General features: G+C 57.6%; 12 protein-coding genes. All 12 read left to right on the top strand.

The features are described 5' to 3' along the window. Positions 1-259 precede the first annotated feature (259 nt). Complete coding sequence (mraZ, locus tag LB462_RS13420) at positions 260-718, top strand: division/cell wall cluster transcriptional repressor MraZ (protein ID WP_224508610.1); 459 nt, start codon at positions 260-262, stop codon at positions 716-718. After that, entirely contained in the window at positions 718-1,746 is a 1,029-nt protein-coding gene (gene rsmH / locus LB462_RS13415; RefSeq protein WP_224508608.1) for a 16S rRNA (cytosine(1402)-N(4))-methyltransferase RsmH, read from the top strand. Before mraZ ends, rsmH begins: the two co-directional genes overlap by 1 nt. A 3-nt stretch (positions 1,747-1,749) precedes the next feature. Continuing rightward, positions 1,750-2,208 (top strand): cell division protein FtsL, encoded by a 459-nt coding sequence (gene ftsL, locus LB462_RS13410; RefSeq protein WP_224508606.1) that lies wholly within the window; start codon positions 1,750-1,752, stop codon positions 2,206-2,208. After that, on the top strand, positions 2,208-3,947 hold the full coding sequence (locus tag LB462_RS13405) for a peptidoglycan D,D-transpeptidase FtsI family protein (RefSeq protein WP_224508604.1): 1,740 nt from the start codon (positions 2,208-2,210) through the stop codon (positions 3,945-3,947). Before ftsL ends, LB462_RS13405 begins: the two co-directional genes overlap by 1 nt. A gap of 68 nt (positions 3,948-4,015) precedes the next feature. After that, positions 4,016-5,485, top strand: a complete 1,470-nt coding sequence (locus tag LB462_RS13400) for a UDP-N-acetylmuramoyl-L-alanyl-D-glutamate--2,6-diaminopimelate ligase (RefSeq protein WP_224508602.1) — start codon at positions 4,016-4,018, stop codon at positions 5,483-5,485. After that, on the top strand, positions 5,482-6,915 hold the full coding sequence (locus LB462_RS13395) for a UDP-N-acetylmuramoylalanyl-D-glutamyl-2,6-diaminopimelate--D-alanyl-D-alanine ligase (protein WP_224508600.1): 1,434 nt from the start codon (positions 5,482-5,484) through the stop codon (positions 6,913-6,915). Before LB462_RS13400 ends, LB462_RS13395 begins: the two co-directional genes overlap by 4 nt. A gap of 24 nt (positions 6,916-6,939) precedes the next feature. Next, complete coding sequence (gene mraY / locus LB462_RS13390) at positions 6,940-8,022, top strand: phospho-N-acetylmuramoyl-pentapeptide-transferase (RefSeq protein WP_210000367.1); 1,083 nt, start codon at positions 6,940-6,942, stop codon at positions 8,020-8,022. Between the two features lie 8 nt (positions 8,023-8,030). After that, positions 8,031-9,434 carry a UDP-N-acetylmuramoyl-L-alanine--D-glutamate ligase gene (murD, locus tag LB462_RS13385; RefSeq protein WP_224508598.1) on the top strand — a complete coding sequence of 468 codons (1,404 nt, stop codon included), beginning with the start codon at positions 8,031-8,033 and terminating at the stop codon, positions 9,432-9,434. Further along, positions 9,434-10,591, top strand: a complete 1,158-nt coding sequence (gene ftsW / locus LB462_RS13380; RefSeq protein ID WP_224508596.1) for a putative lipid II flippase FtsW — start codon at positions 9,434-9,436, stop codon at positions 10,589-10,591. Before murD ends, ftsW begins: the two co-directional genes overlap by 1 nt. 3 nt (positions 10,592-10,594) lie before the next feature. Further along, positions 10,595-11,722, top strand: a complete 1,128-nt coding sequence (murG, locus tag LB462_RS13375; RefSeq protein WP_224508594.1) for an undecaprenyldiphospho-muramoylpentapeptide beta-N-acetylglucosaminyltransferase — start codon at positions 10,595-10,597, stop codon at positions 11,720-11,722. Then, the gene (murC, locus tag LB462_RS13370) at positions 11,719-13,119 is read left to right on the top strand and encodes a UDP-N-acetylmuramate--L-alanine ligase (protein ID WP_224508592.1); all 1,401 of its coding nucleotides are present in this window, start codon (positions 11,719-11,721) and stop codon (positions 13,117-13,119) included. Before murG ends, murC begins: the two co-directional genes overlap by 4 nt. A 46-nt stretch (positions 13,120-13,165) precedes the next feature. After that, a complete protein-coding gene (murB, locus tag LB462_RS13365) occupies positions 13,166-14,140 on the top strand; it encodes a UDP-N-acetylmuramate dehydrogenase (protein ID WP_224508589.1) in 975 nt (324 codons plus the stop codon). Positions 14,141-14,146 lie beyond the last annotated feature (6 nt).

The following is a 14,146-nucleotide window of genomic DNA, read 5'->3' as shown; positions in this document are numbered from 1 at the left end:
AATTGCGGCTCATTCCCACTCTGTGTCTTGTAATCCCATTGACGCCCATAGTGCCCCATGATATCGATTGATTTCATCAGTAGCGTTCAGTCGACACGGTGTTTCCCGAAATACGATTTGGCATGCCAAGGCTGGCGTTCGGCTCAGTTTGCCGGTGCTTGGACTTCTATTGGTGGGGCTCGCGCTTCGAAGCGATCGAAGGGTGAGGCAGAGGTAGAGATGATCGAAGCCCTGGGGGCGGAAACGGCGGTGTTGCGTTTTGAACCGGTTCCTCGGACATGTGACGAACAGGATCGATGTGAAGGGGCGGGTGTCCGTCCCGGCGCATTTTCGTTCGATCATCCAGGCGGCCGGACACACGGAACTCTACGCCCTGCGTTCTCTGCATCTGCCTGCGCTCGATGCGGGCGGCCCGGAGCTCTTGACGCGCTTCGACAACCATCTGGACAGCGAGGATCCGTTCGCGGAGACGGCGGACGACATGTCGTTTTATCTTCACGCGGATGGCGGTTTCCTGAAGCTGGACGGGGATGGGCGGATAACGGTTACGGATTTCATGCGCGAGCATACGGGCATTTCATCGGATGTGACCTTTGCGGGCGCCAACACGCATTTTCAGATGTGGCACCCGGACCGGTTCGAGGCGCATCGGGCAAAGGTCCGGCAGCGACTGGCGGAAAAGCGCCGTCAGGAAAATCTGACCGCGGGGAAAAGCTGATGGCGGGTTCGCCAGATGCGGGCGATGGCCGTCATATTCCGGTCCTGCTCGATGAAGTCGTTGCGGCGCTCCATCCAGAAAAGGGGCAGCTGATCATCGATGGCACATTTGGCGCTGGCGGCTACACCAAACGCATCCTGGAGACAGGTGCTTCCGTCATGGCCATCGATCGTGACCCGTCGGCTATCCAGGCCGGCCGTGCTATGGAAAAGGAATATGCCGGACGATTGACCCTGGTGCAGGGTGCTTTTTCGACGCTGGATCAGGTCGCGTTACTCGGTGCACCCGATGGCGTTGTTCTCGATATCGGTGTTTCGTCCATGCAGATCGATGAGGCCGAGCGGGGCTTTTCGTTCCAGAAAGATGGCCCGCTCGACATGCGTATGTCGAGTACCGGTCCGAGTGCTGCCGACGTCGTCAATCGCCTGAAAATCGGTGATCTGGCGCGTATCTTCAATTTTCTCGGGGAGGAGCGCCATGCCGGGCGCATCGCCCGTATGATCGACAAGCGCCGGGCGACCGAACCGTTCACCCGCACGCGCGACCTTGCCAATGCCATAGAGGCACTTGTCGGCAGAAACCCGAAAGTGCCGATCCATCCGGCGACGCGGGTGTTCCAGGCCCTGCGCATTTTCGTCAACGATGAATTGGGCGAACTCGTACGGGCGTTGCATGCCGCTGAACGTGTGCTGAAGCCGGGCGGGCGGCTTGTCGTCGTCACGTTCCATTCGCTCGAAGACCGTATCGTCAAGCGCTTCTTTTCCGATCGCTCAGGGACTGGCGGCGGCTCGCGTCATCTGCCGCAACTCGAACAGCGCCTGGCAAGCTTCACCCCGGTCGGCAAGGGCATCGTAGCACCGAGCGAGGCAGAGGCTCTTCGCAATCCGCGAGCCCGCTCGGCGAAATTGCGCGCCGGTATCCGCACAGACAATCCGCCGCTGGCCGAGGATCATTCGATCTATGGCTTGCCGAATCTTCCAGTGTTCCATGAAACCCAATCTCTCTTTGATAAAAGAATGGGGGGCTAATCCGTGCTGCGTACCTTCGACATCATATTGATCGGGCTGATGATCCTGGCGGCCGCCGTGACCTACAAGATCAAGCACGATGCTGAAAACCAGATGACGCAAGTTACCCGGCTCCAGCGCATGATTACGGATGAACGGGATACGATCGATCTGCTCAAGGCTGATTGGAGCCTGCTGACCCAGCCGAACCGTCTGCAAAAGCTGGTTGAGACGTTTCAAGGTCAACTCGATCTGCAGCAGGTGGAAGCGCAACAGATCATCAACATCGATGAATTGCCGCAGCCCAAACCTGTCTCGCAAGATTTGGATGACGTTGCGAACATTATCACCGAGGCAGATGCCGGTGAGAAAATCAAACCAGACACAACCATGACCGGCAGCATCAACAAACCGAAGGCGGCGCCCAAGCCGCCCAAGCGAATTGTTCCGATTGCAGCGCCAAAGGCAGCGGGGCTCTATTGATGGCTGCGATCTGGATCAAGCGGAAGAAAGCTGAATTGGTGACGGGCATTGCGCCTGTTTTCGCGCTGGACGCCAAAAAGAAAAAATCGGGCAATCGCGCCCGCAATCGCGTTGTCATGGCAATAGCTTGTTTCGTCGGCATATACGGGATTATCGGCGGACGCTTGGTCTATTACGGGATGCAGGAAGACACGACGGGCTATAATGGCCCGACCGGGGCGGTGCTTGCATCGCGTCCTGATATTCTCGATCGCAATGGTGAAGTCTTGGCCACCGATATCAAGACCGCCTCGCTTTATGCCGAGCCGCGCAAGATCGTCGATCCCGATGAAGCCATCGAATTGCTTTCGACGGTTCTGCCGGATCTCAACTTCGAACAGACCTATAGCCGCCTCAAGAGCGGGACGGGTTTTGCCTGGCTCAAGCGCGGGCTGACACCGCAGCAGAAAAGCCAGATCATGGCGCTGGGAATTCCGGGCATTGGCTTCCGCACGGAGAAATCCCGTTTCTATCCGGGCGGTCCCACCGCTTCGCATATCCTTGGTCTCGTCAATATCGACAATCAGGGTATTGCCGGCATGGAGAAATACATCGACGAACAGGGTCTGTCCGACCTGCGCGATGTCGGTCTTGCCGACAGTCGCTCGCTTGAGCCGGTGAAATTGTCGATCGATCTGCGTGTCCAACATGTCGTGCGCGATGTGGTCGTCAATGCGATGCAAAAATACCGGGCGATTGCGGCCGGCGCAGTGGTGATCAATGTGCATACCGGCGAAGTGCTTGCGATGGCTTCGGCGCCGGATTTCGATCCGAACAATCCGTTCAATGCGCTGGATAAAGACCACCTCAATCGCATGTCCGCCGGTACATACGAAATGGGTTCCACCATCAAGAGTTTTACGACTGCGATGGCGCTCGATTCCGGCAAGGTCAATTTGCAGAGTACCTTCGATGCGAGACGCCCTATTACCATTGGTCGACAGACGATCCGCGATTTCCATGGGAAAAATCGCATCCTGACTATGCCGGAAGTGTTCATCTACTCCTCTAACATCGGTTCGGCCAAGGAAGCGGACGTTGTTGGCATTGAAGGACACCGTGCCTTCCTGCATCGCATGGGACTGCTTGATCGAATGCAGACGGAATTACCCGAAGTCGCCCGGCCAATGGAGCCGAAGGTCTGGAAGAAGGTGCACTCCATTACGATCGCCTTCGGTCACGGCATGGCAACGACACCATTGCAGACGGCGGTTGGTGCAGCCGCCTTGATGAATGGCGGCAAGCTCATTGAACCTACTTTCCTGCCCCGCACGATCGAAGATGCAAACAAGGTCGCAAAACAGGTAGTGAGCGAAAAGACCAGCGAGGATATGCGCTATCTTTATCGCCTGAACGCTGAGAAAGGCTCTGGTGGTTCCGGTAACCGGGCATCGGTTCCCGGGTATCGCGTTGGTGGCAAGACTGGTACTGCGGAAAAAGTGATCAATGGCCGCTACTCTAGCGACGTACGCTTCAACGCCTTTGTAGCAGCCTTTCCGATCGACAAGCCGGAATATGTGGTTCTGACAATTATCGACGAACCCAAGGCGGAGATTGGCAAGGTCGGCGCTACGGCAGGTTTTAACGCAGCACCAATGGTTGCAGATATCATTCGCAGATCGGCATCATTCCTCGGGGTTCAGCCTGATTTCCGCGAAGAACAAGAATCCGCTCCATTGATGGTTAATTTTGATCAATAACGGTAAAACGCGAATCATATCGTCGCGTTTTCGATGGTTTTTAAAGTGAAGATGGGTCCAGTCCGGCCATGAAACTGAAAGATCTGAACGGCATACCAGCCTTGGCTATCTCTGAACTCGGAGAGAAGACAATTCGTGGCCTGACGTCGGACTCCCGTCAGGTCGAGCGTGGATTTCTGTTTGCTGCATTGAAGGGCTCGAAGGCCGATGGCGTTGCCTATGCTGCCGATGCGGTGGCGCGCGGTGCCGTCGTGATCGTGACGTCGCGCGGAGCAAAGCTTGGCAATGTCTCCGTACCCATCATTTATGTCGATGATCCACGCAGGACATTGGCACTGGCTGCCTCCAGCTTTTACAAACTCCAGCCGGACGTCATGGTTGCCATTACCGGCACCAGTGGCAAAACCTCCGTCGCGTCATTCACGCGTCAGATATGGGCGCAGGCGGGCTTTGCTTCGGCAAGCATCGGAACCACTGGCGTCGTCTCACCGAAGCGCGATGATTATGGTTCGCTGACGACACCAGATCCGGTCGAACTGCATAAATTACTGCGCGAATTGGTGGAAGAGGGCGTAACCCACGCGGCGATGGAGGCCTCCTCTCATGGTCTCGACCAGCGCCGGCTCGACGGCGTCCGGCTTTTGGCAGGAGCTTTTACCAATCTCGGCCACGATCACATGGATTATCATGCGACCGTCGAGGAGTATCATGCAGCGAAGCTGCGGCTATTCACAGAGCTTCTGCCCAAGGGCGCACCGGCAATCATCTTCGCAGACGATCCGTTCTCCAAACCCACTATCGCCGCGGCAGAGAAGGCTGGTTGTACGGTTTTGACCGTTGGCCGTAAGGGCGATTTCATCACCTTGAAGCGGGTCGAGCACGAGCGGTTCCGCCAGCACGTTGAAGTGCACATCGCCGGTGAGATCTTTGAGATTACGCTACTGCTCGCTGGTGATTTCCAGGTGGCCAATGGTCTGGTCGCAGCAGGCCTCGCGATTGCCACTGGTGTCCCTGCCGCAGCTGCCATGCGCGGGCTTGAGCGGTTGAAGGGTGCGCCGGGGCGGCTCGATCTTGTTGGTGCGACCGAAGATGGCGCTCCTGCCTATGTCGATTATGCCCATAAGCCCGACGCGCTCGAAAATGTGCTGACGTCAGTTCGGCCGTTCACGACGGGCCGTGTTATCGTGGTTTTCGGATGCGGCGGTGATCGGGACAAGGGCAAGCGCCCGATGATGGGCGAAATCGCAACGCGCCTTGCGGATGTGGTCATCGTGACCGATGACAACCCACGTTCCGAAGTTCCTGCCACCATCCGTTCCGAAATTCTCGCCGCGGCTCCCGGTGCCCGCGAAATCGCAGACCGCCGCGAGGCGATCCAGGAAGCCGTCGCCATGATGAAGACTGGCGACACGCTGATCGTTGCGGGCAAGGGGCACGAAGAAGGCCAGACCATCGGCGATGTTGTGCTCCCGTTTTCCGACCACGTCGAAGTTGCCCAGGCGCTTAAAGACCGGCTGGCGCGGGAGAAGGGCGCATGAGCCTGCTCTGGACTTCCGATGCGATGGTCGAAGCGATGAATGGAAGGCCCGTCGGCAAATTGCCTGAAGGGATCACCGGAATTTCCATCGATACGCGCACCTTGCAATCTGGTGAAGCGTTCTTTGCCATCAAGGGTGATGCTCTCGATGGCCATGACTACGCAACGGCCGCTGTTGCGGCTGGCGCTGCACTCCTCGTGGTCGCCGAAGCAAAACTGCCGGCGCTCGGCAAACTGAAAGCGCCGATGATCGTCGTTGACGATGTGCTGGCGGCGTTGACCCGGCTGAGCATTGCATCGCGGGAACGCTCGCATGCGCAGATCGTTGCCGTCACAGGATCGGTCGGCAAGACAACCACCAAAGAGGCACTGCGGCATGTTCTTGCACAAGCCGGAAAAGTGCATGCTTCCGTAGCATCCTTCAACAATCACTGGGGCGTACCGCTCACGCTCGCGCGTATGCCGGCGGACAGTGATTATGGTATCTTTGAAATCGGCATGAACCATGCCGATGAAATACGCCCGCTCGTCAAAATGGTTCGCCCGCATGTCGCGTTGATTACTTTGATCGCTGCTGCACATCTCGGGCACTTCAAAAATTTACAGGAAATCGCTATCGCCAAGGCCGAGATTTTCGAAGGAGTTGTCCCGGGTGGCTATGCGTTGCTCAACCGCGATGACAAGCACTTCAAACTTTTGGAAAAGCTCGCGCATGATACAGGTATCGAGCACATCAAGAGCTTTGGCGAGAATGCGCGTGCCGACTACCGCCTGATGAAGCTTAAACTCCACGACGAATGTTCCTGTTTGACGGCGCGTCTTGCGGGCGAGGAAGCGGTCGTCAAAATCGGTGCTCCTGGCAGGCATATGGTCCAGAACGTACTTGCAGTCCTTGGCGCCGCGCACCTGACGGGGGCGGATATGACCAAGGTAACGCTGGCGCTCGCGTCCTTGCGACCGGAGAGCGGACGCGGCGCACGTCATCTCCTTGAGATCGCCAACGGAACGTTCACATTGATTGATGAGAGCTATAACGCCAATCCCGCATCGATGCGCGCGGCAATCGAGCTTTTGGCGGCCGCAACGCCTCATGGTAAGGGCCGCCGCATCGCGGTTCTTGGCGACATGCTGGAATTGGGCAAGCAGGCACCGAAGCTTCACGCCGAGTTGTCTTCGGTGATCCTGGCCAATCCAATCAATATGGTTTTTCTCGGCGGACCGGAGATGGCTGCGCTGAAATCGGCCATGCCGGTTGAATTTCATGCCGAATACAGGCAGACCGTAGACGAATTGCAACCGCAATTGCTGAACACCATCAGAGCCGGTGACGTGATCATGGTCAAGTCATCCAAGGGGACCGGCTTCGCGCAGATCGTGAAAACGCTCCTGCAAAAATACAACACCGTAGAGCCGCTCGGTCCTGCCGAATAGCCTGCGTGTATGGGGAATTAACGTATGTTGTACTATCTCGCCGGGCTGGCGGAACATATCCAGTTTCTAAACGTGTTCCGCTATATCACGTTCAGAACCGGCGGAGCGCTGATCACATCAGCGCTGATTGTTTTCCTGTTTGGCCCGCGCATTATCGACTCGCTGCGCATTCGGCAGGGACGTGGCCAGCCGATCCGCGCCGATGGTCCGCAAACCCATTTCAAAAAGGCCGGAACGCCGACGATGGGCGGCCTCATGATTATGACCGGCATCGTCCTTTCTTCTTTGCTTTGGGCAAATTGGTCGAACGTCTATGTCTGGATTGTTCTTCTGGTCGCATTGTTCTTTGGAGCGATCGGCTTTTACGATGACTATCTCAAGGTCAGCAAACAGTCGTTCAAGGGCTTTTCTGCGCGTGCACGCCTCGGCATCGAATTCCTTGTTGCTGCCATAGCCGGCCTTGCCATCATGCGGGCGGGGCAGGAGCCGTTTTCGTCCTCGCTGACATTCCCGTTTGCCAAGGAACTCATCCTCAATCTTGGCATATTCTTCATTCCATTTGCTGCCTTCGTCATGGTAGGCGCAGGCAATGCGGTGAATTTTACCGACGGTCTGGATGGCTTAGCAACAGTGCCGGTGATGATCGCGGCGGCTTCGTTCGGCGTCATCGCCTATCTCGCAGGCAACGCGATTTTTGCCGATTATCTGCAGATTCACTTTACGCCAGGCACGGGTGAACTGGCCGTTGTGCTCGGGTCGGTCATCGGCGCTGGGTTAGGGTTTCTTTGGTTCAATGCGCCTCCCGCCGCCATTTTCATGGGCGATACTGGCTCGCTTGCGCTTGGCGGCCTCATCGGTGCAGTTGCCGTCGCTACAAAACATGAGATCGTCCTCGCCATCATCGGCGGCGTGTTCGTCATGGAGGCAATGTCGGTGATCATCCAGGTGGCATCGTTCAAGATGACGGGCAAGCGCGTCTTCCTGATGGCGCCAATTCACCACCATTTCGAAAAGAAGGGCTGGACCGAGAGCCAGGTCGTGATCCGCTTCTGGATCATTGCCGTGATCCTCGCACTGATCGGCCTCTCAACACTTAAGCTGAGATAGGTTCTTGCATGATCGCTGCCCATTCCATGAAGGACAAGATCGTCGCGCTCTTCGGGCTCGGCGGTTCGGGCATTGCGACGGCGCAGGCGATCGTCGCGGGCGGAGCCAAGGTTGTTGCCTGGGACGATAATCCCGAGAGTGTGGCACGCGCGCAAAGCGCAGGAATCGAGACAGCCGATCTTCGTCAGGTCGATTGGAAGCAGTTCTCCTCATTCGTGTTGTCACCCGGCGTGCCACTCACTCACCCGCGGCCACACTGGACGGTGGATCTCGCAAGGGTGGCAGCCGTCGAGATCATCGGTGATATCGAGCTTTTCGTGCGCGAGCGCAACCTGGCTCACAAGCAGAGCCCCTTCATTGCTATTACCGGTACCAACGGCAAGTCGACCACAACTGCGCTGATCGCTCATCTCATCAAGAGTTCCGGTCGCGACATGCAGCTTGGCGGCAATATCGGCACGGCAGTCATGACCTTGGAGCCGCCGGCGGACGAACGTTTTTATGTCGTCGAATGCTCTTCCTACCAGATCGATCTCGCGCCTTCGCTCAATCCGACCGCAGGTATCCTGCTCAATCTGACGCCGGACCACCTCGATCGCCACGGTACGATGCAGCATTATGCTGACATCAAGGAACGTCTGGTTGCCGGTAGCGACATCGCAATCGTCGGCGTCGATGACAGCTTTTCAGCGGCAATCGCCGACCGGCTGGAGCGGACAGGTAAACCCGTCATTCGCATTTCAAAACGCTTAGCCGTTCGTGATGGGTATTTCGCCAACGGTCCCGAACTGATCTTTGCCAGAAAGGGCGACGAAACAGTTGTTGCATCGCTCGCGGGCATCGGCTCGCTGCGCGGCGAACACAATGCGCAAAATGCGCTCGCCGCCTTCGCCGCCTGCAGTGCAGTCGGCCTCTCGACTGAAGAAATCAATGCGGGGCTGAAAACGTTTCCAGGTCTCGCACACCGCATGGAACAAGTCGCACGGCTCGGGAGAACCTTGTTCGTCAACGATTCCAAGGCAACAAACGCGGAAGCTGCTGCGCCCGCTTTGTCATCGTTTCCGCGTATTTACTGGATCGCTGGAGGCTTGCCCAAGGAAGGCGGTATCGCTTCGCTATCCGGTTTTTTCCCGCGCATTGCCAAGGCCTATCTGATCGGTGAGGCGGCGCCGCAATTTGCGGCAACGCTGGGCGACGCTGCACCATTCGAAATATCCGGCACAATCAGTGCTGCTGTGGATCATGCCGCGCGCGATGCAGCCACGGACGGTTCGAGCGAATCCGTGGTGCTGCTGTCGCCGGCCTGTGCCAGTTTCGACCAATTTCAGAATTTTGAAAAACGCGGCGACGCATTCCGCTCGGCCGTCCTTGCGCTTGAGGGCGCAGCACCAATCATGGGAGCTAGAAGCTAATGGTTAGTCGTGTTGACCGTGGTCCTGTTGCCGATTGGTGGTGGACAATCGATCGGTTTCTTCTGGCCGCCTGCCTGGCGCTTATGGGGCTTGGTATTTTGCTATCGTTCGCGGCCAGCCCCGCAGTAGCCGAGCGTATCGGCCTCGACAGCTTTCACTTCGTCAAGCGGCAGGCGCTGTTCATGGTGCCGGCGGTCATGGTGATGTTCGCAGTCTCCTTCATGGCGCCAAAAACAATCCGGCGCTTTGCCATGATCATGCTCGGTATTTCCCTCGTCGCGATGGTTGGTGCCCTATTCTTCGGTATTGAGGTCAAGGGCGCCCGGCGTTGGGTCTCGCTTGCCGGCATATCCATTCAGCCCTCCGAATTCATGAAGCCCGCCTTCGTCATCATCTGCGCGTGGCTGTTTGCCGAAAACGAGCGCCGCAAGGACATTCCCGGCAACTTCTTCGCCATGGTGCTATTTGCGGTGGTTGCGGCATTGCTGGTTGCACAACCCGATCTTGGCCAAACCATCCTGACAGCCGTTACCTGGGGCGCGATGTTCTTCATGGCCGGTGTTCCATGGTTCTGGATTATTCTCCTGGGTGTCCTGGCAGTTGGCGGGTTCTTCGGTGCCTATACGGTCTTTCCGCACGTTGCCGGCCGTATCGACCGGTTTCTGACTGGCGAAGGCGATACTTTCCAGGTCGATGCGGGGCGTGAGGCGATCGTTCGCGGTGGCTGGTTTGGCCAGGGTCCAGGCGAGGGCACCATCAAGCGCATCATTCCTGACAGCCACACCGACTTCATATTCTCCGTGACGGCAGAAGAATACGGTATCGCCCTCTGCCTGTTGATAGTGCTGATCTTCGGATTCATCGTTATCCGTGGCCTGTCGATCGCCCTGAAAGAACGCGATGATTTCACCCGCCTTGCCGTGTCGGGTCTGGTGATCCTGTTTGGGTTCCAGTCGATCATCAACATGTCGGTCAACCTGCACCTGATGCCCGCGAAGGGCATGACGCTGCCATTCATCTCCTACGGTGGTTCATCACTGATCGCGGTAGCAATTTCGACAGGGCTTTTGCTCGCGCTGACACGCCGGCGGCCAGAGGCACGGCGTTCCGCAACATTGGCAAATTCGAAAATGCATTCGATGTTAGGTAGCACCTGATCGATGTCCAAGGGGGTTATTTTTCTCGCTGCCGGGGGTACAGGCGGGCATCTGTTCCCGGCTGAAGCACTTGCACATGAATTGATAGAGCGTGGGTGGGATATCCATCTGGCGACCGACGAACGTGCACAACGCTTCACGGGCGCATTTCCCGCCGAGCAGATACATGTCGTCAGATCCGCCACTATTTCTGGGCGCAATCCGGTTGCCTTGGCAAAGACCTTCTGGACACTTTGGCTTGGCAATCTCGATTCCCGCAGGTTTTTCCGAACGTTTCGGCCGAAGCTGGTTGCCGGATTTGGCGGCTATCCCACACTGCCACCGCTATATGCAGCGAGCGGCATGAAAATACCGACGCTCATCCATGAGCAGAATGCGGTGATGGGACGCGCCAACAAGGCGCTGGCGTCTCGCGTCAATGCAATCGCTGGCGGCTTCCTTTCAGATGCGAGTGGTCCGTTTGCGCAAAAGACAATCGCCACCGGAAATCCAGTGCGCCCGGCAGTCTTGGCAGAAGTGGGCAAGCCTTATAAGGCCTCGCAAGCGCACCAGCCTTTCCATTTTCTGGTGTTTGGCGGCAGTCAGGGCGCGCAGTACTTTTCCACTGTCGTGCCCGCTGCCATCAAGCTGCTGGCGCCGGAAGATCGCGCGCGCCTTGTTGTGACGCAGCAGGCGCGCTCGGAAGACGAGTCATATGTCCGCTCCGCTTACGAATCGCTCGGCATCAAGGCAGAGGTTGCGCCATTCTTTCTCGATATGCCGCATCGCATCGCCGAATCCCATTTCGTTCTTTCGCGTTCGGGCGCTTCCACAGTTTCCGAGATAGCCGCCATCGGCCGGCCAGCCATTCTTGTGCCGTTCCCGCATGCCCTCGATCATGATCAGGCGGCAAATGCAGCGGCACTCCAGGCTGCGGGCGGAGCTAACGTTATCAAACAGTCCGAGCTTTCCCCGGAGCGCATTGCGTCCATCCTGACAAGTGCGATGAACGAACCCACCCGTCTGGCATTTATTGCGGAAAAAGCCCGCACCACCGGCAAACCGCAAGCCACAAGGTTGCTTGCGGACCTCGCAGAAGCTATTGCGTCCGGTCAACGGATTGAAGATTTCAAAAAAGGAGTGCGTCCATGAAGATGCCGCTCAATATAGGCCTTGTTCATTTCATCGGTATCGGCGGTATCGGCATGAGTGGTATTGCCGAAGTATTACATAACCTTGGCTACAAGGTTCAAGGCTCCGATCAGGCCGACAGCGCCAATGTGCAGCGTCTGCGCGAAAAAGGCATCGAGATCTTCGTTGGCCACAAGGCGGAGAACGTAGGCGACGCCGAAGTCGTCGTTGTTTCAACGGCCATCAAGAAATCCAATCCTGAATTGATCGCGGCCCGAGAGAAGCTGCTTCCGGTCGTCCGCCGCGCCGAAATGCTCGCCGAACTGATGCGTTTCCGCAAGGCCGTCGCCATCGGCGGCACCCATGGCAAGACGACGACCACCTCCATGGTCGCTACTTTGCTCGATGCGGGCAATCTCGATCCGACGGTTATCAATGGCGGTATCATCAACGCCTATGGTACGAATGCACGCATGGGGGAGGGCGACTGGATGGTCGTCGAAGCAGACGAGAGCGACGGCACGTTCCTGAAGCTTCCGGCTGATGTGGCCGTGGTCACCAACATCGATCCCGAGCATCTCGATCACTACGGCACGTTCGACAGGGTTCGCGAAGCTTTCCGGCAGTTCGTCGAGAATGTACCGTTTTACGGGTTCGGTGTGATGTGCCTGGACCATCCGGAAGTACAGTCGCTGGTATCGCGAATTGAGGATCGCCGGGTCATCACCTATGGGGAGAATCCGCAAGCGGATGTTCGTTTCGTCAATCTCGTCGTTGACGGCGCTGCCTCGCGTTTCGATGTTCATATCGCCAAGCGCAAGACAGGTGAGATCACCGAGATTACGGGGCTGCGCCTGCCCATGCCAGGCCGGCACAACGTTTCCAACGCCACAGCGGCGATTGCCGTTGCGCATGAGCTTGGCATCTCGTCCGAGGACATCAAGAAGGGCTTGTCATCCTTCGGTGGGGTCAAGCGCCGGTTTACCCATACCGGTTCATGGAAGGGTGTCGAGATATTCGATGATTATGGCCACCATCCGGTCGAGATCAAAGCGGTCTTGAGAGCGGCGCGCGATTCCGCGAAAGGCCGCGTGATCGCCATCGTGCAGCCGCATCGCTTCACGCGTCTAGCCAGCCTGTTCGATGAGTTTGCGGCTTGCTTCAACGATGCCGATACGGTCGTCCTGGCGCCCGTTTATGCGGCTGGCGAAGATCCGATTCCGGGAGTGACTTCAGAGGCGCTGGTTTCTCGCATCAAAACCGCCGCACACCGCGACGCACGCTATATCACGGGTCCGCAAGAGGTGGCTCCTTTGATCGCCGAGATCGCCAAACCGGATGATTTTGTAATCTTTCTCGGCGCGGGCAACATAACGCAATGGGCCTATGCCTTGCCAAAGGAACTCGCGGCGCTCTAGATTTGGCGGTTGCTCCGACAGGGATGGTTCGGGCGGGAAGGATAGAATGTCTTCACTTATCGATGGCGAAGCCCTGCTAAAAAAGCTGGGAGATCGGTTCTCTGGTCTGCGCGGACGCCTAACACCCAACATGGGCATGGAAAAGGTCACGTGGTTCCGCGCTGGCGGTCTAGCTGAAGTCATGTTCCAGCCTGCGGACGAGGAAGATTTGTCGGCATTCCTCAAAGCTGTCCCGCAAGAATATCCAATCCTCGTCGTCGGTATCGGCTCCAATCTCCTGGTGCGCGACGGCGGTATTCCGGGTTTCGTCGTCCGCCTGTCGGCCAAGGGTTTCGGCGAGGTTGAGCGGGTTGGCGATACGCAGTTGCGTGCGGGCACGGCTACGCCAGACAAGCGTGTGGCTGCTGCAGCCTTGGAGGCGGGCATCGCCGGGTTTCATTTCTATCACGGTATCCCTGGCGGGATCGGCGGCGCTCTGCGCATGAATGCCGGTGCCAACGGCGTTGAAACGCGTGAGCGTGTGGTGGAAGTGCGTGCCCTTGATCGCAAGGGCGAGGTTCGAATTCTTTCAAACGCCGACATGGGCTACGCCTATCGCCATTCCGGCGCGGCAAATGATCTGATCTTCACTTCGGCGCTATTCGAAGGCGCGCCGGGTGATCGCGGGGAAATCCAGACAGCGATGGATGCGGTCCAGCAGCACCGTGAAACGGTACAACCTATCCGGGAAAAGACCGGCGGTTCGACGTTCAAGAACCCTGAAGGTTCATCGGCCTGGAAAGAGATCGACAAGGCTGGCGGGCGCGGGCTGATGATCGGTGGCGCCCAGATGTCACCGATGCACTGCAATTTCATGATCAACACCGGCACTGCCTCGGGGCATGACCTCGAGACGCTTGGCGAAACCATCCGTTCGCGGGTCGTGCAGAATTCGGGTGTTCGCCTCCATTGGGAAATCAAACGCCTCGGTCTTTTCCGCCCTGGCCATGAAGTCCACGAGTTTATGGGCCAGCTGCTCTGATCTGGA

It is taken from the genome of Phyllobacterium chamaecytisi (assembly GCF_020164455.1).
Classification (GTDB): Bacteria; Pseudomonadota; Alphaproteobacteria; order Rhizobiales; family Rhizobiaceae; genus Phyllobacterium; species Phyllobacterium chamaecytisi.
The sequence above is the reverse complement of the archived record's forward strand: the minus strand, read 5'-3'. Positions and strand labels throughout refer to the sequence as shown.

What these genes read in the sequence shown, in the direction of transcription:
- rsmH (WP_224508608.1), top strand. Translation starts at nt 718, where the DNA reads ATGGCGGGTTCGCCAGATGCGGGCGATGGCCGTCATATTCCGGTCCTG.
- LB462_RS13405 (WP_224508604.1), top strand. Translation starts at nt 2,208, where the DNA reads ATGGCTGCGATCTGGATCAAGCGGAAGAAAGCTGAATTGGTGACGGGC.
- LB462_RS13400 (WP_224508602.1), top strand. Translation starts at nt 4,016, where the DNA reads ATGAAACTGAAAGATCTGAACGGCATACCAGCCTTGGCTATCTCTGAA.
- LB462_RS13395 (WP_224508600.1), top strand. Translation starts at nt 5,482, where the DNA reads ATGAGCCTGCTCTGGACTTCCGATGCGATGGTCGAAGCGATGAATGGA.
- mraY (WP_210000367.1), top strand. Translation starts at nt 6,940, where the DNA reads ATGTTGTACTATCTCGCCGGGCTGGCGGAACATATCCAGTTTCTAAAC.
- murD (WP_224508598.1), top strand. Translation starts at nt 8,031, where the DNA reads ATGATCGCTGCCCATTCCATGAAGGACAAGATCGTCGCGCTCTTCGGG.
- ftsW (WP_224508596.1), top strand. Translation starts at nt 9,434, where the DNA reads ATGGTTAGTCGTGTTGACCGTGGTCCTGTTGCCGATTGGTGGTGGACA.
- murG (WP_224508594.1), top strand. Translation starts at nt 10,595, where the DNA reads ATGTCCAAGGGGGTTATTTTTCTCGCTGCCGGGGGTACAGGCGGGCAT.
- murC (WP_224508592.1), top strand. Translation starts at nt 11,719, where the DNA reads ATGAAGATGCCGCTCAATATAGGCCTTGTTCATTTCATCGGTATCGGC.
- murB (WP_224508589.1), top strand. Translation starts at nt 13,166, where the DNA reads ATGTCTTCACTTATCGATGGCGAAGCCCTGCTAAAAAAGCTGGGAGAT.